This is a genomic window from Ruegeria sp. AG6 (assembly GCF_056541565.1).
This window is the reverse complement of the sequence record NZ_JBQFYQ010000002.1, coordinates 102,618-128,063: the sequence shown is the minus strand read 5'-3', so window position 1 is coordinate 128,063 and position 25,446 is coordinate 102,618. Positions and strand designations below refer to the sequence as shown.

Below are 25,446 nucleotides of genomic sequence, written 5' to 3'. Positions count from 1 at the left end.
TTTCTATGCCTCCGCCAGTGGTAGTCGAATGCAGACATTTGTACCGGCATTTGATCCCAAGGCGTCTTCACGCGGAACCGGGCTTGCCACCGAAATGGTTCCTTCATGGGCCTCTATAACCCACCTGGCCAGTGCCAGCCCGACACCGAAACCCTGACTGTTTGCTGCCCCTCCTTGTACAAACCGCTCGAAGATCCGGGTTTGGGCGCCGTCGGGAATTCCGGGGCCGTTATCGGTCAGCTGTATTTGAACGCCACCATCAACCGATTGACCGGACAGCAACAACGCCTTCCCGTCCCGCGCATGTCGGATCGCATTGCGTATCAGACTGAGCAGGACCTGACGAATCCAGTTCAGGTCACAGTGCAACGAACAATCCGGGAAGTCGCCCGTTTCAAGCTGCATGTCGGCGCCGTCGATTTCAGGTTGAATGTCGCTCACAACTGTTTGCATCAGATCGCATAGTGCAACGTTGGTTGGTTCCAGAGCCAGCTCACCGGTTTCGGAACGGGCGACGCGCAGCAAATCATCGATTCTCTGGTTCAGTTTTGCCGCGCTGCTTTCGATTGTTGCCAACGCCTCTGGCGCGTTCTGGTTATCCCTCTGGCCTATCTGAGCTTCCATCATGATGACCGTCAGCGGTGTGCGCAGTTCGTGACTGACATCAGCAAAAAAGCGGCGCCGGTTTTCGTCGATCTTGGACAGGGACTCATTTGCAGCGCTCAGTTCGCAGGTTCGCTGGGCAATGGTCTCGTTCAACCGGGCCCATTCTGCGTCAACCTCGGCCTGGCGTTTTCTCAATGCAGCGGCCATGCGGTTGGTCTCGCCATATAACTGGCCGATCTCATCATTGCGGGTTTGAGGCAGCGAAATTGCGAATTCGGATCGGCCGACCTGAACCGCCGCGTTGCGCAGCCGATCCAGACGAGAGAACTGCGGTCGCACCAGGCCAAAATAGAACCACGCCGTGCTGAGCAAGGCGAACAGTGCCAGTGCCAGTGCCGCCCAGGTCAGAACCCAGCGGGTCCTTTCGATTCCCGCCATGACGGAGTTTCGAAACAGTACCTCGGTATTCACCGCCTGGCTGAGAAGGGGATCAAACGCCGACGCAAACGAGTCGACATAGGCGCGGAGCTGGGCCTGATCGGCGTCTGCGTCGGCTAGCCCTTCCAGCGTGCTGGCCAGCAGCGCCTCCATTCTGGCCAGACCCAGGGATTGGGTTCCGTATCGCGATTGTTCGTCCAGCCCCAGGGATTGAACCGCGGCAACGGCATCTTCCACATCGGAACGAAGGTTCAGAAACGTTGCCCCAATTTGGTCTTGGATCGGCGAAAGGCGATCGAGTCGAGACTCGACCGTTTGGCCGGTCTGTATCGACTCGGTTGCGATCACAAGAAATGTGGCCGCCTGGGTCGACAGAGCAGCATATCGTGCCATGCGGGTCTCCGATGCCAGTGCCGTTTCCAGGCGGCTGGCGACGGTCTGCATCCCGAAGTAAAGGATTGCGGCCGCCAGCAGGGTGCCTGATCCAAGCACGACGGCCCCAAGGCCCAAGCGTGTTTTCAGAAGCAGACTCCGCTTTGCGGTTTGTGGCGCGGCCGTCATGATTTCCGCCTCATCAGGCCCCGGGCCGGGTCGTACCCCCAAACGGCGATCGCGCTCAGTATCGCGGTTGACGCCAGAACCCACAGCAGGGCCCCCCAGTTGATCTGCAAGTAAAGCAGAAACCGGATCAACTCGACCACATGCGTGAAAGGATTCAGCGCACAGATATCCCGCAGCAATGGCGAGCTTTCAGCCATTTTCCACAGCGGATAAAGGGCGGAGGACAGGAAGAACATCGGGAAGATGACAAAGTTCATCACCCCGGCAAAATTCTCCAGCTGCTTGATGAAACTGGACAGCACCAGCCCCAGCGCGCCCAGCATCAGACCACCCAGAACCAGCCCCGGCAAAACCGCGACATAACCGGGTAACGGCAGTACAATGCCGAACACAGCGGCCAATGCGAGAAACGTATAGACTTGCAGGATGGATATCGCCGTTGATCCCAGCAGACGGCAGAACAAAAGCCACCAGCGCGGGAACGAGCTGGTCAGCAGAAGGCGCATCGAGCCCATCTCGCGGTCGTAGACAAGGCTGAGCGAGCTTTGCATCCCATTGAACAACAGAACCATCGCACACAGGCCGGGGACGATATAGGTCTCGTAAGTGATATAGGTCTGGTAGGGTGGAATGATCGACAGGCCGAGGGCCGCGCGAAACCCTGCTGCGAAGATCAAAAGCCAAACCATTGGCCGAACCAGAGCTGCCAGAAATCGTTCGCGTTGATGGATGAAACGCAGAAACTCGCGTCCGATGATGGCGCGGGCGACTCCCAGGAATCCGTTCATGTCGGGACCTCGGTTCGGGACAGGAACCAATCGGACAGTGTTTGATCCCCCCGCAGGCGGCCCACCTGCCCACTGGCAAGAATCTGACCGCGATGAAGAACCAGCAGCTGGTCGTCGTCGCGCATTTCATCTGTCAGGTGCGTGGCCCACAGGATGCACAGCCCCTGTTCCGCCAGGTCGTGCACATGGTCGGTTATCGCGTGCCGAGCCGCGGCATCAAGCCCAACGGTCGGCTCGTCCAACAGCAACACCGAAGGGTCGTGCAGCAGGGCACGCGCCAGCTCCATCCGGCGGCGATGACCGCCATTGAGATCGCGAACACGTTCCCCGGCACGTTCCCGCATGTTCAGTCGATCCAGCGCCGCGTCGATACGGCCAGGGACTTCGGATCGTGGTAGCCCATGCAGAGCTGCGAAATAGGTCATGTTCTGGCGCACCGTCAAACCCAGATCCAGTGTCGGTAGCTGAAAGACCACGCCAAGCTTTGCAAGCGCCTTGCGCGGGGATTGGCGCAGATCATGGCCTGCGACCGTGATTTCACCGTCCGGCGCCACAAGCAATCGCGTGAGCAGCGACACCAGTGTAGATTTTCCGGCCCCATTCGGACCGAGCAGACCGCAGAACATCCCCGCCGACACGTCAAAAGAGACAGCATCCAAAGCCGCCTTGGCGCCATAATGAAAGCTCAGGTCGCGTACGGCGAGACCAGGATCGGTTTCCGCCGAGGGGCGCGCGTCTGACATTCTTCCTCCGTCCCGAACCATGGTTCTTGACAGCAGCTTGCATCGTCGGGGCGCGTTTCTCAACCTTCCAGTCCGAGGCCGGACCACGACTTAAGTATGTGAAGCTTCACGGATTTGATGGTATCGCCCGAAGGATTCGTCGCCAAATTTGGCCAGCCGAGACTGTCAGGGGAAGGCGGGCCTGATCGGCGCGAACACCCCGTTTTGCGGGCACCGCTTTTCAGTTTGCGTTCAGCAAAAACGATCTGAACTCTTTAAATACGGGGGATCTGCTGAAAGAGGGTGTGAATTTGGCCACCATTGCGCGAGGAAGCTTCAACGAGGCCGAAAACGGGCGAACCAGATCGCCATTGTCCAGCAAGTTCTGAACCAGAACTTCGTGCGCCATCAACACGCCACCGCCATGACGCGCCTCTTCCAGCGCGACGGAATACAACGAGTGCACGGTTCCCGTCTTCGGTACACGTGCGCCATCTGGTTGGCTGTTCAGCCAATTGTCCCAATCATTTGCCCATGCCCCGTCATGGAGAAGGGTTTCCTGCGAAAGATCTGAAACAGATTTCAATCGATCCGCGACCGAGGGGGCGCAAACCGGGAAAATCACATCTTCGGCTATTTTGATTTCGTTGATTCCGATCGGTTCACCGGAAAAGAACAAAGTCATGTCAAATGGTTCACGCGTAAGGTTTGGCGGCGTTTCAAGGGCCACAACAGACACGGACAAATCCGGGGCAATTTGTCTGAGCGTTCCAAGTCTGGGCGCCAGCCACAATTGCGCGATCGACGGCAGCGCGGCGACCTTGACCTTGCGCGGCAGGGCCTTGGTTCGAAGTTCCTGCACGGCCATTCCCAATTGATCAAACGCCTGGGTGAACCCGGGCAAAAGCTCTTCGGCAAGCGCCGTCATCTCGACCCCGCGGGCATTTCGGACAAAAAGTTGGGTGCCGGCCCAGGCTTCAAGGGCCTTGACGTGCTGAGTTATCGCGCCCGGAGTAACGGATAGCTCGTCTGCCGCTGCGGCAAAACTTCCAAGCCGAGCCGCCGCTTCGAATGCTCGTAAAGCATTGAGATGTGGGCCTTTCGGGCGACGAGGGGAAAGTGACATCCATTTAAGCCTTAGTTTTTCTGCGGCAAATAAATAGCAATACTGATTTGCTTCGGCCAGTGGAACTCTGGAATTTTGGAGAAAACGCAATCGCATCGGAGGAGCCCGGATGTCGCGGCACTTTGAAAACCCAGTTGGGATGACCGACCCCGTCGTCGCAGAAGCTCTTGCAAACGAGAAAAAGCGCCAGCAGGACCAAATTGAGCTGATCGCGTCCGAAAATATCGTCAGCCGCGCGGTGCTGGATGCTCTCGGGCATGAGATGACCAACAAGACGCTTGAAGGGTATCCGGGAAACCGGTTCCACGGGGGCGGTCAGTTTGTCGACGTCGTCGAGCAGGCGGCAATCGACCGCGCCAGGGAACTGTTCGGATGCGACTATGCCAATGTTCAGCCCCATTCCGGCAGCCAGGCGAACCTTGCTGTTTTCTTTCTGCTGCTTAAGCCTGGCGACAGGGTTTTGTCGCTGGATCTGGCTGCCGGCGGTCATCTGAGTCACGGCCTGAAGGCCAACCTGTCGGGTCGCTGGTTCGAACCGCATCATTATGGTGTCGATGCCGAATCCGAGGTCATTGACTGCGATGCGCTGGAAAAACTGGCCGAGGAAATCCGGCCAAAGCTGCTGATCGCGGGTGGGTCTGCCTATCCACGGGAAATCGACTTCGGGCGCATGGGGCAAATCGCCAGGAAGGTTGGTGCGCATTTTCATGTGGACATGGCCCATATTGCCGGGCTGGTCGCCGCGGGCGTGCATCCTTCGCCTTTTCCGCATGCGGACATTGTGACGTGCACCACGACAAAAACACTGCGTGGTCCTCGTGGCGGGCTGATCCTCACCAACAACGAGGACTGGTTCAAGAGGCTGCAATCTGCGGTTTTCCCCGGCGTTCAGGGTTCGATCCACAGCCAGGTTCTGGCGGCCAAAGCGGTTTGCCTTGCCGAAGCGCTTACGGATGAGTTCAAGGACTACGGAGCGCAGGTCAAAGCCAACGCCGCCAAACTTGCAGAAACCTTGCAGTCCCGGGGGTTGCGTATCGTGTCCGGTGGTACTGACACGCATCTGGTGCTCGTGGATCTCAGCCCCAAGGGTATCACAGGCAAACGCGCCGAGGCCGTTCTGGAAAAGGCCAATATCACGACCAACAAAAACGCGATCCCCAATGACAGCACGCGACCGTCAGAATGGGTTGGATTGCGCCTGGGCGTGAGCGCGGCAACGACCCGCGGCATGAAAGAGGCCGCGTTCGACCAGTTGGCAAACGTGATTGCGGATTTGATCGAAGCTGAGGCCACGGGTGATACCGACGCGACAATTCCGCGCTGCAAAGCCTCGGTCGCAACGTTGTGCAAATCGTTCCCCATCTATCCAGCGTAGTCACTGCGTGCCCGGTGGCAGGGTCCATTGACCGCTCTGGACCATTGGTGTGAGCGCGTCACCGCTGCGCCATGGCAACGCATGCCTGATTGGGTGTTTGGGCTGTACCATGTTTGCAAATTTTGGCATATTCGTGCAGTCCAAAACCAAAGGGCCGGCCAATGCTCGCACCTGAACGCCACGCCATCATACTGGAAGAAGTCTCGCGCCAGCCAGCGGTCTCGATCCGTTCGCTGACGGAACGGCTTGGTGTGTCACGGGAAACCGTGCGCAAGGATATTGAACAGTTGGCACTGGAGAACAAGCTTCATCAGGTGCGGGGCGGCGCGACCAGTGTTCGCAGGCGGGAACCTCCGATGGCCGACCGGGCTCAAACCAACCCGCAAGGCAAGGAACGGATTGGAGTCTATGTGGCAAGCGTGATTCCGGACGGGGCCAGCGTGATAATCGACAGCGGGTCAACGACAGTGGCGGCGGCGCAGGCTCTGGCTGCTGTGCGACAAAACCTTACAATATATACCAATGATTTGACGATTGCATCTGTGCTGGCGTCGGCAGCCGCCGAAGTCACGCTGCTGGGCGGACGGCTGGATTTTTCAGAGAATGTCACATTGGGTTTGGACACGCTCGACCACCTGTCGCGATACAATACGGAATATGCGTTGATCGGGGTCGGCGGTGTGAGCTCTCGGGCATTGTTTACGGATTTCTCACTGGAAGGCGCCAACCTGCGTCATATGATGATGCAACGTGCGCAGCGGCCGCTGATCCTGGCTGATAGCAGCAAGTTCGACGTGGTTGGTCCGATTGTGATGAAACCTCTGCCGGTGAAAGCGACTCTGGTTGTGGATGAGGAGTTGCCAAACAGCATAGCTGGCGCGCTGCAAAGCCAACCCGTGGATATTGTGAAAGCATAACGCAAATACAGGAAAGCAATTGCCAAATTTTGCAAAGTACAAATAGGGTGAAGGGAAATCCGAATCCCTGAGTACGGAGCGACCCGATGGCTGACACCAAACTTTCGCACAGCGCAGCATGTTATTGTCGGAGGCATCATCATTGGCTGCACGGTTGCGTATCATCTGACCGGAAAGTGGCAACGTGAAGTGGTGCTTATTGAGCAGGGGCAACCAAGCCGTGGCACCACATGGCATGTGGCTGGTCTGGTTGGTCCGTTGTGCAACCAACCCGCGATGACCAACCTGATCCGCCCCTCGCCGGGGTCGCATTGCCCAGCGGGATTGAGCCCCCTAAACCGTTGCTGCCGCGATACAGATCAAGATTTGGTCAAGTCACTGCATGCGCGCGCAAACAAGCGCGCTGAAAGTCGAAATCTGACGCAAGACAAATATTCAGCTCATATCGTCGGGCCACAATGACACTACAGGCAGTTCTCATCGTATTGACCGCAGCCGTGTTGCACGCGCTCTGGAATGCGGTTGTCAAAGGCGCGCCCGACAAAGCGGTTGTTTTGGGGTTGGTGGCGCTTGGCCACGCCGTGCCTGCGCTGATTGCGTTGCCTTTTATCGGCTTGCCGGTTTGGGCGGCGTTCCCCTTCATCATCGGTTCGACCCTGATCCACTGGGGGTACTATTGGTTTCTCAACACCGCCTACAAACATGGGGATCTGTCGGTGGTGTACCCGATCTCACGCGGGATGACGCCAATCCTGGTCACGGTGGGTGCCATTCTTTTCGCGGGTGAGTTTCTGCCGCCGATCGCGTGGGTCGGCATTGTCTGCATCTCGGCTGGGATTGGGTGCCTGTCCCTGGTCGGGCTGGGCCGAAACACAAGCTGGGTCGCCGTGGCGGCGTCGTTTGGCACGGGCCTGATGATAGCGTCCTATTCGATTGTGGACGGCATTGGTATCCGGCTGTCCGGGAATATACTGGGATACATTGCGGCATTGTTCGTTGCGGAAATTTTTGTCGCCGGATTTATCTTCGCAACCAGATGGCAGCGTTTCGTCGCACTGCCCAGGCGTTATGTGTGGGCGGGTCTGACAGGCGGCGTCATCTCTGGCGTGGCGTATGGGCTGGTGCTGTATGCGAAGACGGTCGCGCCCTTGGGCGTTGTATCCGCGCTTAGGGAAAGTTCGGTTATCTTTGCATCGCTTATTGGTGTGATGTGGTTCGGCGAAGGGCCGAAATCCAACAGGCTTCTTGCAGCGACTATTGTCGCGATCGGGATCGGACTCCTTGCGATGACACGTTGAGCGTTCTTGCGCCGCCGCGGGAAAGTTTTGAGAATTAAGCTCCTTTGACATGCCTTGATGATCTGTTGATCGTCATGGCCGGTTCCGCGCTGATCTTCCGGGGCGAGCGGATTTCATCTATAGGAGATGCTTATGACATCGAAGATATAATCGATTTTTATTGGCGTTTTTATCTGTCAAACTGCTGTCAAACAATCGGTGCACAATAATCGAGTTCTAACGCCGCGCAAGAATGGCGAAAACAACATAATTACCAACAGAGGATCACAATGAAACACAAAGCATCACTTCTCGCAGCTCTGACTATCGGTGCGCTGACGGCGACGGCGGCGGCATCGGAAACGGAACTTACAGTTTATACCGCAGTCGAGGCGGAAGACTTGGCCCGGTATGCCGAGACGTTCAATCAAAGCCACCCTGATATCAAGATCAATTGGGTTCGCGACTCGACCGGGATCATTACGGCGAAATTGCTGGCAGAACGTGATAATCCGCAGGCAGACGTTGTTTGGGGCCTGGCCGCCACGTCGCTGCTGCTGCTGAAATCAGAAGGTATGTTGGAGCCTTATGCGCCGGCCGGTGTGGAGAAGCTGGACAAAAAATTTGTTGATGGCGACAACCCCCCTGCCTGGGTCGGCATGGACGCCTGGGTTGCATCCGTCTGCTACAATACCGTCGAGGCCGAAAAGGCCGGGTTGACCCCGCCGACATCCTGGAAGGATCTCACCGATCCGATGTACAAAGATCAGGTGATCATGCCCAATCCGAACTCATCGGGCACCGGTTTCCTTGACGTGTCCAGCTGGTTGCAGATGTTCGGTGAAGAAGGTGGTTGGGAATACATGGATGCGCTGCACGAGAATATCGCGCGGTACACCCATTCAGGTTCAAAACCCTGCAAACTGGCCGCAGCAGGCGAAATCCCGATTGGCATTTCCTTTGCGTTCCGCGGGGCAAAGTCCAAAGCCGACGGCGCGCCGCTTGAGATCATCGTGCCTTCCGAGGGCGTCGGATGGGACATGGAAGCCACCGCAATTGTTGCTGGCACCGCCAATTTGGAGGCCGCGCAAAAGCTGGTGGATTTCACCGTCACCAAAGAAGCCAACGAGATGTACAACACCGGCTATGCAGTTGTCGCCTATCCGGGCGTTGCAAAACCGGTTGAGCACTTCCCAGAGGGTCTTCTGGATGCAATGATCGAAAATGATTTTGAGTTTGCCGCCAACAATCGCGCGGCAATCCTGAAGGAATGGCAGTCTCGCTATGACGGAAAGTCGGAAGCGAAGTAACCCCATTGGCAGGAGAGGCTTTCGTGCCTCTCCTGCACACCAGTCTCTTGTTCCCCGAAAAACAACTTACTCACCCGGTTTCAACCGGCCAGGACCGGCCGCGCCCGAGGTGCAGATGTGAGGACTTCTCCCGTGCTTCAGAAAACACCACCCGGTGAACTGTATCTCAGCATCCAGAATTTGTGGAAAGCGTTCGGAAGCTTTCTGGCGCTCAAGGACATCTCTTTGGAAATCAACGAGGGCGAGTTTGTCTGTTTCCTCGGCCCGTCCGGGTGCGGCAAGACCACTCTTTTGCGGGCAATCGCCGGATTGGATTTGCAGACCAAGGGTACGGTCATGCAGGATGGCAAGGACGTGTCCAATCTGCCCCCGTCCGAGCGTGATTTCGGGATCGTGTTTCAGTCCTACGCGTTGTTCCCAAATCTGACGATTGAAAAGAACATCGCTTTTGGCCTTGAAAACACCGGCCGCAGCAAATCGGATATCGCTGTTCGCGTAAACGAACTCTTGACCCTGGTTGGTCTGCCGGATCAGGGCAAGAAATATCCGGCGCAATTGTCAGGTGGTCAGCAGCAACGAATTGCGCTGGCGCGTGCCATTGCGACCAACCCCGGACTTTTGCTGCTGGACGAACCCCTGTCGGCGCTGGACGCCAAAGTGCGTGTTCATCTGCGGCACGAGATCAAGGAGTTGCAGCGCAAGCTGGGTGTGACCACCGTGATGGTGACCCACGATCAGGAAGAAGCGCTGGCGATGGCAGACCGCATCGTGGTCATGAATCATGGTGTGATCGAACAGGTGGGGCCTCCTACCGAAATCTACCGGGATCCGGCCAATCTGTTCGTTGCCGACTTTATCGGTGAAATGAACCAGATCCGGTCGCAGGTCACCAAAGGCGGACGTTTGAGCGTCGGTGAAAAGACCTTTGCCTGCCTCAGCCACAAGTTCAACGATGGAACCCCGATCATCGCGGCCATTCGACCCGAAGACATCATCCCTCATGAAGCTGGTTATCTCGACACGGGCGGCAATCGGAACTGCATAGAGGTGACGCTGGATGAGATGGAGTTCCTGGGTTCGTTCTGGCGCTGCCGCTTGAACAACGAGAAGTTCGGATCATCGGAACTGATCGCGGATTTCTCGATCAATGCCGTGCGTCGTCTGGAACTGGAAGAGGGGCGCAGCGTGGTGATTGAGCTTCCCGAGAACCGCCTTATGGCGTTTGAAGCGCCGGAGGCCAAGGCATGAGCTCGGTTTCTACCAATCAGGACAGCCTGCCTGTCGGGCCGGACATCAAGCCCAAGCTCAGCCGTGATGATATCCTGATGCGCGGCAGTATGATGGTGATCGCGCTGTATCTGGTCGTGACATTGGCGTTGCCGCTTTACACGATGCTGTCCAAGTCGTTTTCGACCTATCGGGTCGAGCTGTCCCAGTACGAGTTTCAGGTAAGTGACGACGCAGGCGTCTTCGACGGAACGATCCTGTCGGCAGACGAGTTGAACAGGCAATTGGGGGTCTATTCCGACTCTGACCTGGTGACGGGTTCGGACGGGCGCTTGCCGGTAACCGGATTTTTTCCTGATTTCAGCTTTCGCAGCCCGGTGATGTACAAGATCCGCAACACGACGGATACCGGGCGCTTTCTGGTCGGATCGACATTGAATGAAGGCGCCGATTGGGTCGAGCTTGATTCCAACACGTTCCGCCGGGTGCAAATGCGGCCGGTCCAGTCGCGAGGGTTGGACAATTTCATCAACTACTTCTCGACACCGGCACTGTTCAATTCGATCAAGAACTCGCTTTGGATCTCGGTCGTCAGCACCATTGTGACGGTGACACTGGCGTTTTGGTTCGCCTATGCGCTGAACCGAAGCTGCATGCGGTTCAAGGGTGTTTTTCGCCTTATCGCGATGGCACCGATCCTGGTTCCGTCGCTCTTGCCGGGCATCGCGTTGGTCTATCTGTTCGGCAATCAGGGCATGATCAAGGAGTTGCTGTTCGGTGCCAGCATTTACGGCCCCATAGGCATCGTGATCGGATCGGTTTTCTTTACCTTTCCGCACGCGTTTCTGATCATATCGACCGCGCTCGCGATATCTGACGCGCGCCTGTATGAAGCTGCGGCCAGCTTGCGGTCGACGCCATGGCGGACCTTCTGGACCGTAACCATCCCCGGGGCCCGCTATGGCCTGATCTCGGCGGCCTTTGTCGTGTTCAACCTGGTGATCACTGATTTCGGATTGCCAAAGGTCATCGGTGGTCAATTCAACGTGCTTGCTGTGGATATCTACAAACAGGTGATCGGCCAGCAGAACTTTGAAATGGGCGCCGTGGTCTCTGTGGTTCTGGTCATTCCGGCCATTCTGGCTTTTGCCATTGACCGGATGGTTCAGTCCAAGCAGGTTGCGCTGCTTTCGGCGCGTTCCGTGCCATATCAGGCGACGCCAAACCCGAAAGCTGACCGCATATTCCTGATCTATTGCAGCCTGATCGGCCTGTTCATCGTTGGTCTTCTGGCTGTGTGTCAGTTTGCGGCGCTGATCAAGTTCTGGCCCTACGACCTGAGTCTGAGCTTCAAGAACTATCAGTTCAACAGAATGGACGGCGGCGGCTGGGGGTCGTATTTCAACTCGATCAAACTGGCGTTGCTGACGGCAGTCATCGGCACGACGGTTGTGTTCTTCGGGGCCTATCTGGTTGAAAAATCAAACGGGTTCAGAACCGGCCGGTCGATTTTCCAGATGTTCGCGATGCTACCCATGGCGATCCCGGGAATGGTATTGGGGCTGTCCTACATCTTCTTCTTCAACAACCCGTCCAATCCGCTGAACGGGATTTACGGCACGATGGCGATTTTGGTGATTTGCACTGTGACGCATTTCTACACCGTATCGCACCTGACGGCCGTCACCGCGCTCAAGCAAATGGACAGAGAATTTGAGTCAGTGTCTGCCTCGCTCAAACAGCCGACAATGAAGCTGTTTGCACGGGTAACGGTTCCGGTTTGTCTGCCAGCGGTGTTGGACATCTCAATCTATCTGTTCGTCAATGCGATGACGACCGTGTCGGCAGTGGTATTCCTCTATTCTCCCAAAACGACGCTTGCGTCCATCGCGGTGCTGAACATGGATGATGCCGGGGATATCGCGCCTGCGGCGGCGATGGGCATGATGATCTTTTACACCAACGCCGCTGCCCGGATCGTTCACCTGATTGCTTCAAAAGGCATCCTGAAGCGCACTCAGGCTTGGCGAAGCCGGTAGCCAAAGGAACCGTGCCCCCGCCGGTCAGGTATCGGCGGGGGGGCTTTTTTCTTCCAGCGCGCGCTGGGCAAAGTCCATGAAGGCCCGGATGATCTTTACGTTGCGCCGTTGCGACAGCGAAATCATGCTTTCACCCATTTGCAACTTCACGTCCTTGAGCTTGATTTGTCGCAACCGATCATCATGCCCATACTCTGCCTGAGAGACAAACCCGATGCCTGCCCCCGAGGCCACAAGCTCGCGCACGGCCTCGCGTCCTTCCGCAACGATTGCAGGATTCAACGTGATACCGCGCCTTTCGGCTTCTTCTTCCAACTTCTGACGTGTTTTTGACCCGTGCTCTCTGAAAACCAGCGGCAGATCGGCCAGTTCTTCCAAAGAAAGCGAAGGTTTGGATGCCAAAAGAACGCCTTGGGCGGCAAAGGCCACGATTTCAGTGGACCCAAGATTCAACACATCCATGTCCTTGCCGGGGGACAGGCTGCCGACAACACCAATCTCGGCATTGTACGACCGAAGTTCTTCCAAAATTTCTTCGGTGTTTCCGGACCGCACGGTGATGGTGATTTTGGGGTACTTCTTTTGAAACGACCCCAGGAAAGACGTCATGTGATGCGCTGAATCGGCGATGATCCGCAATTCCCCGTCGATTGCGGCCTTGGTTTCCGAAAGGTAGTCCTCGATCTGATCTTCGATCTCAAAATACTGCTTTGTGAACCGGTAAAGCTGTTCGCCTTCGGGGGTGAGGTTCACGCGTTTTCGTTCGCGCTGAAACAACAACAGATCGTGATCCTGTTCCAGCTTTCGAACCTGTTCGGAAATTGCCGGCTGCGTCAGAAAAAGCGCCTCGGCCGCGCGGGAAAACCCGCCATGTTTGGCCACGTAATGAAAGGCTTTGAGCTGGCTGTGCCGCATCACCGGTCCCCAATGATTTGTGCATAGGCTGCACTTATAATTAGATTGATATTTGCAATTTCACATATAGCAACCGTTGCTGCAATGGTGTTTGTGAAAACGCTGTTCTGGAGCCCGGTAATGACGCCATCCCATCCAAAAATCGAGCAACCGCGCCTCGGCGAACCATACCTTTTGACACCCGGTCCTTTGACAACGTCCTATGCCGTGAAAGAGGCCATGCTGAAGGACTGGGGCAGCTGGGACGACGACTTTCGCGCCATGACAAAAGAGCTGCGGTCAAGCCTGCTGGACCTGCTTGGTGAAGGAGCCGACGCCTTCGATTGTGTGCCAATGCAAGGCAGCGGCTCCTTCTCGGTCGAAGCAATGCTGGCGTCTTTTATTCCGCCGGAAGGAAAGGCGCTGGTACTGGCCAATGGCGCCTATGGGCAACGTTCTGCGCAGACGCTACAGTATCTGGGCCGGGACCATATCGTGCTGGACAAGGGCGATTACCTGCCGCCACGGGGCGACGAGGTTGCGCGCATTCTCGCGGATGACCCGGCCATCACGCATGTTGTTGCCATTCACTGCGAAACCAGTTCGGGTATCTTGAACCCCGTCGAGGAAATATCCGAGGCCACATATGCAGCCGGTCGCAAGCTTTTGATCGACTCGATGTCTGCCTTTGGCGCGATCGAGCTCAGGCCCTCGGATATTCGCTATGAAGCCATGGTGTCTTCGGCCAACAAGTGCATCGAGGGCGTTCCTGGCTTTGGCTTCATTGTGGCGCGCAAGAACGAGCTGGAAGCCGCAAAGGGTAACAGTCATTCCCTGTCTCTGGATGTGCACGCCCAATGGGCGCACATGAACAAGACCGGTCAGTGGCGCTTTACCCCGCCGACGCACGTGGTCGCCGCCTTCATCGAAGCGCTTCGGGCGCATGCAGCTGAAGGCGGTGTTGCCGGCCGCGGCGCACGTTACACCCGCAACCGGGACGTCATGGTTGCGGGCATGCGTGAACTGGGTTTCGAAACGCTGCTGGACAATCGTTGGCTCAGCCCGATCATCGTCACGTTCTTCTGCCCCGCCGATGAGAAATTCGTATTCGATCAGTTCTACAACCTGATGAAGGACAAAGGGTTCATTATCTACCCGGGCAAGCTGACCGTCGTCGACAGTTTCCGCGTCGGATGCATCGGTCAGATGGACGAAGACGTCATGCGCAATGTCGTGCGCGCAGCAAAGGAATCCCTGGAAGAAATGGGCGTGACAAACGCCGCTCCTCCTCTTCGGGCACTGGAAGAACGCGCCAAGCTGGCCGCTTAAACATCAAGGAAAATACAGATGACCATTCAAACCCCTGTCGAAGCAAATGAGCGCGTCTATCCGACGCCGAAGGTGCCTGCCATTGCCATCTGCCTTGATGGATGCGAGCCCGAATATCTTGATGTCGCGATTGCGAAAGGGCTGATGCCCAATCTCAAGCGGATACGCGAAGAGGGCACGGACCGACTGGCCCATTCCGTTATCCCGTCCTTCACCAACCCCAACAATCTTTCGATTGCCACCGGGCGCCCTCCGATCGTGCATGGCATCTGCGGCAACTACCTCATCGACCCCGACAGCGGTGAGGAAGTGATGATGAATGATGTCCGCTTCCTGCGTGCGCCGACCATTTTTTCCCAATTCTACGACGCAGGTTTCCGCGTGGCGATGGTAACCGCCAAGGACAAGCTGCGCGCGCTGTTGGGGGCCGGGCTGAAATTTGACGAGGGCAGGGCGGTTGCGTTTTCTTCCGAACGGTCGGGTGAAACGACGCTGGCGGAACATGGCATCGACAACGCCAGCGAATGGCTGGGCATGGACGTTCCCGAGGTCTACTCGGCAGAGCTTTCCGAATTTGTCTTTGCCGCTGGCGTCAAGCTGCTGAAAGAGTTCAAGCCCGACGTGATGTATTTGTCGACGACCGACTATATCCAGCACAAGTTTGCACCCGATCAAAAAGGCGCACTCGATTTCTATGCCATGTTCGACCGGTATCTTGGCGAGTTGGATGAGTTGGGTGCGGCCATCGTGGTGACCGCGGATCACGGCATGAAGCCAAAGCATTTGGCGGATGGATCCCCCTCGGTGGTGTACGTGCAAGACCTGATGGACGAATGGCTGGGCAAGGATGCGGCGCGGGTCATTCTTCCGATTACCGATCCATACGTCGTGCATCATGGCGCGTTGGGGTCTTTTGCAACCGCTTATTTGCCTGACGGAGCAGACCAGGACGACATCATCAGCAAGCTCAAGGCGACCAGCGGCATCACTCATGTGCTGACCAAGGCCGAGGCGATCGAGCAATTCGAATTGCCGGGCGACCGCATTGGCGACATCGTGATGGTTTCCGGTGAAAACATCTGCATCGGCACGTCCGAGCATCGCCACGATCTGGCAGCACTCAAAGAGCCGTTGCGCAGCCATGGTGGTTTGACCGAGCAGGAAGTTCCCTTCATCGTGAACCGTGTCATCGACCTGCCAAACCAACCCGTGCTGCGCAATTTCGATGCCTTCTTCTACGCAACAACAGCGGCGGCACAGTAAGCTATGAAAGATCAGACCATGTCGAAAATCGAAGTACGCAACGAGGGAATGCGGATCGGCGGCGAAATAGTCTTTACCGATGACACCGTTCCCGTTCTCTACCCGTACACAAACGAGGTTGTGGGTCACGTACCAGCCGGTACAGCCGAACATGCGCGCCGGGCGTTTGAGATCGCGGCGAATTACAAACCCAAGCTGACCCGATACGAGCGCAGCCAGATCCTGCAACGGGCAGGCGAGCTGATCGGCGAAAAGCGCGACTATCTTGCGAAATGGCTGACGCTGGAGTTGGGGATCTGTCACCAGCATGCGATCTACGAAACCAAGCGCGCGCAGGACGTGTATCAATTCGCGGCGGCCGAGGCACTGAAGGATGATGGTGAGATCTTCTCCTGCGACCTGACCCACAATGGCAAGGCCCGCAAGATTTTCACCACCCGAGAACCGGTGAAAGCAATCAGCGCGATCACGCCGTTCAACCACCCGCTGAACATGGTCAGCCACAAGATCGCGCCGTCGATTGCCACCAACAATTGCATGGTTTGCAAACCGACCGAGCTGACGCCGCTGACTGCATTGACACTGGCGGACATTCTCTACGAGGCCGGCTTGCCGCCCGAGATGTTCCAGGTCGTGACAGGTTGGCCCGCCGACATTGGCGACGAAATGATCACCAATGAGCACATCGATATCATCACCTTCACCGGCGGTGTGCCCGTCGGCAAGATGATCGCCGAAAAGGGCGTCTACAAGCGTCAGGCGCTGGAACTTGGCGGCAACGACCCTCTGATCGTTCTGAATGACCTGAGTGAGGCCGATCTGGACAAGGCGGCAGCCATTGCGGTGGCGGGGGCTACCGGAAATTCCGGCCAGCGTTGCACGGCGGTCAAGCGCATTCTCGTGCAGGAAAGTGTGGCCGATACATTCGTGCCGCTGGTTCTTGAAAAGGCCAAGAAGATCAAGTTCGGCGATCCGCAAGACCCGGAAACCGAATTGGGATGCGTGATCCATGACAAGGCCGCCGAAATTTTTGAAAACCGCGTTTTTCAGGCGGAAAAAGAGGGTGCTGAAATTCTGTACCACCCCGGTCGTCAGGGGGCGCTGCTGCCGCCAATCGTCGTCGACAAGGTTCCCCATGACAGCGAGCTGGTGATGGAGGAAACCTTTGGTCCCATCGTGCCGATCGTTCGTGTGCCGGACAACGACGAAGAGGTGATGGCAATTTCAAACGGAACCGAGTTCGGCCTGTCTTCGGGTGTCTGCACCAATGATCTGAACCGGGCGATTGCCTTCATCAACGGGTTGAACGTCGGCACCTGCAACATCTGGGAACAGCCGGGTTACCGCATTGAAATGTCGCCCTTTGGCGGCATCAAGGACAGTGGAAACGGGGTGAAGGAAGGCGTCATCGAAGCGATGAAGTTTTTCACCAACGTCAAAACCTATTCGCTGCCGTGGCCTAACTGAGTCTGTTGCCCTTACTCCTTTTGCGGAAAGGGCAACACAGTTCCTCCCTGGTACTGGCGGGCCTTGCGGGGTCCGCATCTTTTGATGACGGCAAAGAGGAGCGGCGATGCCACAAATTGTCCACACTGAAGGGGAATCAAACACGTCCGAGGCGCGCAAGGCGTGGCTGCAAAAATCGACGGGGCCGAAATCATCGCCATTGCTCAAACGCGATGCGAACGTTTTCCTGCATCAATCTCTGTCCTCACCCTGCGTCAGCACCATTGCAAAGGCCGAAGGGCTCTGGATCGAAGATATCGAGGGCCGCCGGTACATGGATTTCCACGGCAACTCGGTACACCACATCGGGTATGGCCATCCCCGCTTGGTAGCCGCCATAAAGGCACAGCTTGACGATCTGCCCTTTGCGCCCCGCCGCTTTACCAATGATCCGGCGGTGGAGCTGGCTGAAAAACTGGCAGAGATCGTGCCTGGTGATCTGGGCAAAATGCTCTTTACCACTGGCGGATCCGACGCCAACGAGGTTGCCCTCAGGATCGCGCGTGCCGCCACCGGTCGTTTCAAAACAATCAGCTTCTGGGATGCCTTCCATGGCGCGGGTTTCGGCGCCGCAAGTGTCGGCGGAGAGGCGACCTTTCGCAGTCACATTGCGGGGCCCCTTTTGTCCGGTACCGAACATGTCGCCCCTTTTGCCTGCTATCGATGCCCGTACAATCATGCGGGCCCCGAAACCTGCGGGCTGGCTTGTGCGAAAATGGTCGAATATGTCCTCGAGCGCGAAGGAGATGTGGCGGCGGTCATTGCGGAACCGATGCGTGCCGTGCCCTATGTCCCGCCGCCGGGGTTCTGGAAGACGGTGCGCGAGGCATGCAACCGTCACGGGGCGCTGTTGATCATGGATGAAATCCCGACGGGTCTTGGCAAGACGGGCAGGATGTTCGCCTTTGAACATGACGAGATCATCCCGGACATCGTGACACTTGGGAAGGCGCTTGGCGGCGGCATCCTGCCTATTGCCGCCTGTGTCGCCCGTAAGCAACTAGATGTCTGCGGAGATTTTGCCATCGGGCATTACACGCACGAAAAAAACCCGGTCACCGCCCGTGCCGCTTTGACGACAATTCAGATCATCGAAGACGAAGGCCTGGTTCGCCGGTCAGCCGAACTGGGTGAACATGCCATTGGTCGCTTGATGGATGAACTTCAGAACGTTCCGATTGTCGGAGACATCCGGGGAAGGGGCCTGATGTTCGGGATCGAAATCGTCGATGATCGCGCCGACAAAACACCGGGGAACGCGTGCGCCGAACGGATCTATTATGCCTGTCTCGAGGCCGGTCTGAGCTATAAGATCAGCCAGGGGTGCGTTCTGACACTGTCACCGCCGCTGACCATCTCGCGTTTGGAGCTGGACCGCGCAATCGACATCGTAATTGCTGCAATCAAGGCCGAGAGTTGACGCCCCTTACCGATCTCGTGTCACAATAGGATCAGGGGCCGCGCCCTTCCGGGGGCCCTTGGCCAAGTTCATAAGTGACGGATGTTCCGTCAAAGCGCGGTCAAGTGCTTGCGGTGAAGCTCACAGGAGTTTACGCCTTGTAGGCCAAAATGGGATGTATCCCTTCCCGATCGCGGCCGGTAACATGAATAATACAATGCGCCGCGACAAGCTGGGCCAAAAAGAATAACGGGGTAGAGTATGGCAATTGTCAGCTTCCTTATCAGCCTTGCCGGGGCGACGATGCTGCTGCTTTACGCGGTTCGTATGGTGCGAACCGGGATCGAGCGCAGCTATGGGGCGTCTTTCCAGCGGGTAATGACCCAACAACGCAGCTACCTTCAGGCCTCGGTGGTTGGGCTGACGATGGCGGTCGTGCTGCAAAGTTCGGCGGCTGTTGCTCTGTTGACCTCGGGGTTTGCGGCCAGTGGAATGCTCAGTTTTCCTGCCGGCCTTGCGATTGTACTTGGCGGCGATCTGGGGTCGGCGCTGATCATCCAGATTCTTTCGTTCCGGCTGGACTGGCTTGTTCCGATGCTGTTGGCGGTTGGGGGGTATCTGTTCGTAAAGACCGACGCCAAAAAAACCCGGCAAATGGGGCGCATCCTGATGGGCGTGGCCTTTATCCTGATCTCGCTTCGGTTCCTTCGCGAGGCAATGGATCCCATTCGGGACAGCGCGTTTCTGCCCGCGGTGGCGGATTATCTGGCGCGCGATTATATCACCGCGTTTCTGGTCGGGGGCGCCTTGGCTTTCATCATGCATTCTTCGGTGGCGGCCATCCTCATGTGTGTCACCCTTGTGCAGATCGGAGCGATCCCGTTCGCCGCCGGGATGTCTTTGGTGTTTGGCGCGAATTTCGGCTCTGCCTTCATTCCGGTCTGGCTCACCCGCGCCATGCCAGTCCAGGCCCGGCGCATTCCATATGCCAACCTGGCATTGCGTGGCAGTTGGGCTTTGGTGAGTTTGTTTGCCGCCAACATGGCTTTGCGGACCGGGTTGTTAGGAGACCCGCAAGGCGGGCAGATGCTGGTCAATGTGCATGTTTTGTTCAACCTGTCACTGCTGCTTCTGGCCTTGCCATTTTGTGGGAGATTGAAAGTTCTGTTCGAAAGGTTTTTGCCGGATCAGAAGAAGGAACTGGTTCCGCAACCGGCACGACCGGCCAGCGCATTGGACATAGGCAATGTGGCAAATCCCAGCCAGGCCCTACCAAGCCTCAAACGTGAGCTGCTGCGGATGAGCGACCTTGTCGAAACCATGTTCCGGCCTTGCCTAGAATTGTATCGCAGTGGCGACAAACAACAGATTCGAGCGGTACAGGCCATCGACGAGGACGTGAACAATTGCCTGTCCGGGATCAGGGCATTCGTTTCGGCGATTCCACCGGATGTATATGAAAAAAAAGATGAAAAATCCGCACGCGACCTGATGGAGTTCGCTATCCGGCTGGAGACGGCCGGTGATGTCGTGGCCAAGCGTTTGACCGTGTTGGCGGGTGAAATGCGGGCCAAAGGCTCGAGTTTCTCGCAGGAAGGCTGGTCGGAACTCGTTCAGATGCACGAGGGCATTCTGGCCAACATGAAGCTGGCATCAAACGTGCTTATTTCAGACGATCTGGAAAGCGCGCGCCTGCTGAGCCTTGAGAAGACCGAAATCAAGCGGGTGGAACGTGAAAGCCGAAAACGACATCTGCGCCGATTGCAGCACGGGTCACGGGAAAGCTTCGAAACCAGTGATATTCATCTTGAGACGTTGCGGGCGTTCCGGGAGTTCAACAGCCATATCGCATCTATTGCTTACCCGGTGCTGTACCAGAATGGCCAGCTCCTCGAGACGCGGCTGATCGACGAAATTGCGAAATAGTCGTAAGGTTCTCTGATAAAAATCTGAAAAAGCAAAGGAACGATGCTACACTCGGGATGACGGCAGCGAACAGGAGCCGGACTCGATGCAAGCACGGGAAAAGAAAACAGGAAAATCGAAACGCGAAGCAAAAAAATGGCTTCAGTTTCGAAATTCGGTTTTGCGGCTGTTCGGCGTCGATGGAAGCTTCCGCCCAGAGGGCGGCGCAGAAGGCGGAATCCAAAAGGTTGCGGTCGAAAAGGCAACCACGTTTTACCTGCCTTGAAGCTGAATTGCGCGACGGTTTTTGGGGGCGCTCCCAGACCTGATGCGTGAAAAATTCTATGAACATCAATTCCGTGGAGTTTGGCGGGCCAAATCGTAGCTTGGGAACGGGTTCGAGTGGATCTTTCGCTTGGTGCGTTCAAAGCTTTGCAACAAAGCCGATACCAGCCGGAAAGCCCCACCCGGGAACCGATCTCAACAGGAAGGAATGGGCAGGGCGTTGCTGCGTTTGATTTCGCGCAGAACGACATTTGTTTGCGCGCTTTCCACCGCCGGCAGGCGAAACAGGAATTCTTCAAGAAAAACGTTGTAAGCCCCGATATCCTTGCAGATCACCCGCATGTGGTAATCTGCCTGCCCGGTCGTTGCGTAGCATTCCATGACTTCCGGGCGCTTCTCGATCGCTGCAATGAACCGTTCGAGATGTTCCGGATTGTGCCGGGTCAGATGAACATGCACCAGGGCCTGAAACGAAAGCCCGGCGTGTTCAGGCGACAATTCGGCACGGTACTGCGAAATCAGGCCGGCCTCTTCAAACACACGGACACGACGCCAGCAAGCAGAGGATGACATGCCCACCCGTTCAGCAAGGTCAGCGTTTGAGATGCGACAGTCCTTTTGAAGCAGCGCGAGAAGTTGGCAGTCACGTGAGTCGAGAAGCATTCGAGAAAAATACCCCAAATCGCGACAAAAGAAGAGATGATTTTTCAAGAATGCTAGGAAACGTCGGGAAGATAGAACAGATCCTTCAAAAATTTCCGGTAAAATATCCAAAAAAAAGGCGAGGTGTTCATGACTGACCAGTCCCTGAAATTCGATACTTACGCCCTGTCGGACCGATACAAAGCCTCAAAGGGTCGTGTTTTCCTGACGGGAACGCAAGCTCTGGTGCGCATCATGTTAGACCAGGCCCGTAGGGACGCAGCAGCAGGAAACAACACGGCCGGGTTCATTTCCGGATATCGGGGGTCTCCTCTTGGTGGGTTGGATCTGGAGCTGTGGCGAGCGAAAGAGGAAACCGAGGCGGCCAGGATCACATTCATGCCGGCCGTAAACGAAGACCTCGGCGCAACAGCGGTTCTTGGTGCCCAGCAGGCCTCGCTTGATCCCGATTGTGAGGTCGAGGGCGTGTTTTCGATGTGGTACGGGAAGGGCCCCGGAGTTGACCGTTCAGGGGACGCGTTGCGCCATGGCAATGCCTATGGCTCGTCGCCGAAGGGCGGGGTACTGGTTGTCGCGGGTGACGATCATGGCTGCGTGTCTTCTTCAATGCCGCATCAGTCCGACGTCGCCTTCATGACCTGGTTCATGCCAACGCTGAACCCGGCCAACGTAGCTGAATACCTGGAGTTCGGTGAATACGGGATCGCGCTGAGCCGATACTCGGGCACCTGGGTCGGGTTCAAGGCGATTTCGGAAACCGTGGAAAGCGGGCAATCCGTGCGGTTGAAGCCGGACCGTACGTTTACCTTGCCGGAAATAGATCTGCCGCCGGGCGGCTTGCACGTGCGCAGCGCCGATTTGCCAAGCCCGGCCATCGAGACGCGGATCGAACACAAGTTGCGGGCAGTCGAGGCTTTTGTCGAGGCGAACCCGATCGACCGGCGCATCTATGACATCAAGGATGCCCCATTCGGGATTGTCACAACGGGCAAAAGCCATCTGGACCTGATGGAAGTGCTGCGCCTTCTGGGGCTCGACGAAAGCGGATGCCGCCGTTTGGGCATCGACATCTACAAGGTCGGGATGGTTTGGCCTTTGGCGCGGCGCGATGCGCTGTCTTTCGTCCGTGGTAAAAAAGAGGTGCTGGTCGTCGAGGAAAAACGCGGGATCATCGAAAGCCAGTTCAAGGAATATTTCTATGACTGGCCGGGGGACAAACCCGAAAAGATGGTCGGAAAACACCGCGCAGCGGGCGATCCGTTGATTCCCTGGACCGGAGAGTTGAGCCCGTTGAACCTGATCCCAGTCGTTGCAGAGCGACTCGACCGTTTTTTCCCGGAAGAGGGTTTCCTTGAAAAGGCGAAGGCGCTGACGGACGAACCGCCATCCGTTCTGAATGTTCCGGGTGCGGTCAGGGCTCCGTATTTTTGCTCGGGTTGTCCCCACAACACATCCACCAAAGTCCCCGATGGAAGCATGGCTGCGTCAGGCATCGGCTGTCACGTGATGGCAAGTTGGATGAACCGCAACACGGTCGGTTATGCGCAGATGGGTGGGGAAGGTGTGCCGCATGTTGTTGCCTCGAAATTCAATGGCAACAAACATATCTTTCAAAACCTTGGCGAGGGCACTTGGTATCATTCCGGGTCGCTTGCCATTCGCCAGGCCGTGGCGGCGGGTACGAACATCACCTACAAGATCCTTTACAATGACGCAGTGGCAATGACGGGGGGGCAGCCTGTTGATGGCCCTATCAGCGTTTCCGGGATCGCCCAGTCCTGTCGCGCAGAAGGTGTGGACCGGATCGCGTTGGTTTCAGACGACATTACGAAATTCAATTCCAGCGATTTTCCGGCACGAACGAGCTTTCACCCCCGGGAAGAGATGGATGCGGTGCAGCGTGAGTTGCGTGACATCCAAGGTGTGACGGTTTTAATCTACGAGCAGACCTGCGCCACCGAGAAACGTCGTCGCCGCAAGCGTGGCAAAACAGAAGACCCCAAGCGGTTTGCTTTCATCAACCCCGCGGTGTGCGAAGGCTGCGGCGATTGCTCGGTCGAAAGCAACTGTCTGAGTATTGAACCATTGGAAACCCCATTGGGCCGCAAGCGAAAGGTCAACCTGAACTCGTGCAACAAGGACTTTTCCTGCCTGAACGGGTTTTGCCCCAGTTTCATTACGGTGGAAGGGGCGGTGCGGCGAAAGGAACCCAGGCAGAAACTGGATATCCCGTCGCTTCTTGCCAAGGTTCCCGACCCGCAGCTTCCTGACCTGCACGCGCCGTACGATCTTTTGGTCGGTGGGGTCGGCGGCACCGGTGTCGTAACGGTGGGCGCCGTTCTGACGATGGCGGCGCATTTGGAAGGCAAAGGCGCCAGCGTGCTGGATTTCACCGGGTTCGCCCAGAAATTCGGTACGGTTGTCGGCTATGTTCGCATTGCCCGCACGCCCGAAGAAATCAATCAGGTCCGAATTGAGGCCAATAGCGCCGACGCCGTCATCGGGTGTGACGTGGTCGTGTCTTCGGCGCCCAAAGCCTCGGTTCACTATCGCAAGGGCACAAAGGTCGTACTGAACCGTGCGGAAATGCCAACAGGCGACCTTGTTTTGCACCGCGATGCCCAGCTCAAGGTCGACGAAAGAGAAGCATTGATACGCCGGACCGTCGGCGCAGAAAATGTCTTCGCGTTGGATGCAAACCAGTTGGCTGTGGATTTGCTGGGGGATTCGGTCTTTGCCAATACCTTGCTGTTTGGTGTCGCGTGGCAGCTGGGGAACATTCCAATCAGTGAGGTTGCAATCAAACAGGCGATCAAGCTCAATGGAACCGCGATCGAGGCCAACATAATGGCCTTTGATCTGGGGCGGGTGATCGCTGCAAACCCGCAGATGCTGAATGCGAGGGAAAAGAGCTTTTCGCAAGAAACATCGCAGCAGATAATCGATTACCGGTCCGATGAATTGGTGACCTATCACGATGACGGTTATGCGCAAAAGTACCGGGATCGCCTGGCCCGTCTGTCCGCAGCACTGCCTGACCAGATACGCGAGGAAGCGCTTTCGCTTGCGGCAAAATCCCTGTTTCGCCTCATGGCAATCAAGGACGAATACGAGGTTGCTCGGTTGCTGACATCGCAACAATTCGAGAAACAACTGCGGTCCGAGTTCGAAGGGGATTTTCGGATCAAATACCACCTCGCGCCACCGGTTCTGAGCGGTCGCAAGGATGAACGCGGGCGACCGCGCAAGCGAAGCTTTGGTGGTTGGATGACCCCCGTTCTGAGGCTCCTTTCGCGTGCACGCAGGCTTCGCGGCGGCTGGCTTGATCCATTCCGGTTTTCAAGGGACCGCAAGCTTGAAAACGAAACCCTGGCCTGGTTTCTGGCTGTCTTGGATCGCATTGAAAAAGTCAGCCCCGAGCTGGAGGCGGAAACCTGCCTGAAAATCCTGTCAGCCCCGCTGGATATCCGCGGTTTTGGCCCGGTGCGCGAAGCGGCAACACAAGCCGTACGTGCAGATGTAGATGCCATGCTGAACGTGATCGGAGAACAGCGAAGGGATGCGCAGGGCGCCGCTTTTCACAAGGTTTGATTGTTCTTTCCGGAACCTGTCTGGAAACGCGGATTGTACACGGGGCTGAACGGATCTGAACCCCCTTACACTCCGGTGTAATGGACTTCTATCTGAAACGGTCCGGTTTGCGTTCGGGCGTCACCAGCAGCGGCGCGACGCGGCCACCGGACAGACGGATGTGGGTAACACTTCGTCACGGGCATTGCGTTGGCAGAGGCCGTCTTGCTCTGGGTTGACGAGCAA

At 56.8% G+C, this 25,446-nt stretch carries 19 protein-coding genes; 13 read left to right on the top strand and 6 right to left on the bottom strand.

Going from position 1 to position 25,446, the window contains the following annotated elements; translation table 11 throughout:
- Window positions 1–3: 3 nt before the first annotated feature.
- The 4 genes from ACR0I0_RS07800 to ACR0I0_RS07785 all read right to left on the bottom strand — a co-directional run bounded on the left by ACR0I0_RS07800 (window position 4) and on the right by ACR0I0_RS07785 (window position 4,241).
- Complete coding sequence (locus ACR0I0_RS07800; RefSeq protein ID WP_480488509.1) at window positions 4–1,605, bottom strand: sensor histidine kinase; 1,602 nt, start codon at window positions 1,603–1,605, stop codon at window positions 4–6.
- Entirely contained in the window at window positions 1,602–2,393 is a 792-nt protein-coding gene (locus tag ACR0I0_RS07795; RefSeq protein ID WP_171363233.1) for an ABC transporter permease, read from the bottom strand. The genes ACR0I0_RS07800 and ACR0I0_RS07795 overlap by 4 nt, the downstream gene beginning before the upstream one ends.
- A complete protein-coding gene (locus ACR0I0_RS07790) occupies window positions 2,390–3,136 on the bottom strand; it encodes an ABC transporter ATP-binding protein (protein WP_480490854.1) in 747 nt (248 codons plus the stop codon). Before ACR0I0_RS07790 ends, ACR0I0_RS07795 begins: the two co-directional genes overlap by 4 nt.
- A 220-nt stretch (window positions 3,137–3,356) precedes the next feature.
- Window positions 3,357–4,241, bottom strand: a complete 885-nt coding sequence (locus tag ACR0I0_RS07785; RefSeq protein ID WP_210093063.1) for a LysR family transcriptional regulator — start codon at window positions 4,239–4,241, stop codon at window positions 3,357–3,359.
- Window positions 4,242–4,350: 109 nt separating this feature from the next.
- Here ACR0I0_RS07785 and ACR0I0_RS07780 point away from each other — a divergent pair, with 109 nt between their 5' ends.
- The 7 genes from ACR0I0_RS07780 (at window position 4,351) to ACR0I0_RS07750 (ending at window position 12,386) form a co-directional block, all read left to right on the top strand.
- Entirely contained in the window at window positions 4,351–5,616 is a 1,266-nt protein-coding gene (locus tag ACR0I0_RS07780) for a serine hydroxymethyltransferase (protein ID WP_480488503.1), read from the top strand.
- Window positions 5,617–5,777: 161 nt separating this feature from the next.
- Entirely contained in the window at window positions 5,778–6,533 is a 756-nt protein-coding gene (locus ACR0I0_RS07775) for a DeoR/GlpR family DNA-binding transcription regulator (RefSeq protein ID WP_171637155.1), read from the top strand.
- Between the two features lie 57 nt (window positions 6,534–6,590).
- On the top strand, window positions 6,591–6,995 hold the full coding sequence (locus ACR0I0_RS07770; protein ID WP_371807751.1) for an FAD-dependent oxidoreductase: 405 nt from the start codon (window positions 6,591–6,593) through the stop codon (window positions 6,993–6,995).
- Window positions 6,992–7,831, top strand: coding sequence for an EamA family transporter (locus ACR0I0_RS07765; protein WP_171637153.1), 840 nt, complete (start codon window positions 6,992–6,994; stop codon window positions 7,829–7,831). Before ACR0I0_RS07770 ends, ACR0I0_RS07765 begins: the two co-directional genes overlap by 4 nt.
- Window positions 7,832–8,100: 269 nt before the next feature.
- Window positions 8,101–9,120, top strand: a complete 1,020-nt coding sequence (locus ACR0I0_RS07760; protein ID WP_171118362.1) for a putative 2-aminoethylphosphonate ABC transporter substrate-binding protein — start codon at window positions 8,101–8,103, stop codon at window positions 9,118–9,120.
- A 132-nt stretch (window positions 9,121–9,252) separates the two neighbouring features.
- Window positions 9,253–10,368, top strand: a complete 1,116-nt coding sequence (locus tag ACR0I0_RS07755) for a putative 2-aminoethylphosphonate ABC transporter ATP-binding protein (protein WP_371732276.1) — start codon at window positions 9,253–9,255, stop codon at window positions 10,366–10,368.
- Entirely contained in the window at window positions 10,365–12,386 is a 2,022-nt protein-coding gene (locus tag ACR0I0_RS07750) for a putative 2-aminoethylphosphonate ABC transporter permease subunit (protein WP_480490851.1), read from the top strand. Before ACR0I0_RS07755 ends, ACR0I0_RS07750 begins: the two co-directional genes overlap by 4 nt.
- A 24-nt stretch (window positions 12,387–12,410) precedes the next feature.
- Here ACR0I0_RS07750 and ACR0I0_RS07745 read toward each other — a convergent pair whose 3' ends face one another.
- On the bottom strand, window positions 12,411–13,301 hold the full coding sequence (locus tag ACR0I0_RS07745) for a LysR substrate-binding domain-containing protein (protein WP_171118368.1): 891 nt from the start codon (window positions 13,299–13,301) through the stop codon (window positions 12,411–12,413).
- A 120-nt stretch (window positions 13,302–13,421) separates the two neighbouring features.
- Between ACR0I0_RS07745 and ACR0I0_RS07740 the strand changes: the two genes are divergently transcribed.
- From ACR0I0_RS07740 to ACR0I0_RS07720, 5 genes are all read left to right on the top strand, one after another.
- Window positions 13,422–14,609, top strand: a complete 1,188-nt coding sequence (locus tag ACR0I0_RS07740; protein WP_209835386.1) for a 2-aminoethylphosphonate--pyruvate transaminase — start codon at window positions 13,422–13,424, stop codon at window positions 14,607–14,609.
- Between the two features lie 18 nt (window positions 14,610–14,627).
- On the top strand, window positions 14,628–15,872 hold the full coding sequence (gene phnA / locus ACR0I0_RS07735) for a phosphonoacetate hydrolase (RefSeq protein ID WP_171637143.1): 1,245 nt from the start codon (window positions 14,628–14,630) through the stop codon (window positions 15,870–15,872).
- Window positions 15,873–15,890: 18 nt separating this feature from the next.
- Entirely contained in the window at window positions 15,891–17,339 is a 1,449-nt protein-coding gene (phnY, locus tag ACR0I0_RS07730) for a phosphonoacetaldehyde dehydrogenase (RefSeq protein ID WP_171637141.1), read from the top strand.
- 106 nt (window positions 17,340–17,445) lie between these two features.
- Window positions 17,446–18,798: a (R)-1-hydroxy-2-aminoethylphosphonate ammonia-lyase gene (gene pbfA, locus ACR0I0_RS07725; RefSeq protein WP_171118375.1), complete on the top strand. Its 1,353-nt coding sequence runs from the start codon at window positions 17,446–17,448 to the stop codon at window positions 18,796–18,798.
- A gap of 240 nt (window positions 18,799–19,038) precedes the next feature.
- A complete protein-coding gene (locus tag ACR0I0_RS07720; protein ID WP_480490849.1) occupies window positions 19,039–20,703 on the top strand; it encodes a Na/Pi cotransporter family protein in 1,665 nt (554 codons plus the stop codon).
- A 459-nt stretch (window positions 20,704–21,162) separates the two neighbouring features.
- Here ACR0I0_RS07720 and ACR0I0_RS07715 read toward each other — a convergent pair whose 3' ends face one another.
- Entirely contained in the window at window positions 21,163–21,630 is a 468-nt protein-coding gene (locus tag ACR0I0_RS07715; protein WP_171118486.1) for an Lrp/AsnC family transcriptional regulator, read from the bottom strand.
- Between the two features lie 129 nt (window positions 21,631–21,759).
- Between ACR0I0_RS07715 and ACR0I0_RS07710 the strand changes: the two genes are divergently transcribed.
- Window positions 21,760–25,221 carry an indolepyruvate ferredoxin oxidoreductase family protein gene (locus tag ACR0I0_RS07710; protein ID WP_480490847.1) on the top strand — a complete coding sequence of 1,154 codons (3,462 nt, stop codon included), beginning with the start codon at window positions 21,760–21,762 and terminating at the stop codon, window positions 25,219–25,221.
- The last annotated feature ends 225 nt before the right edge of the window (window positions 25,222–25,446 follow it).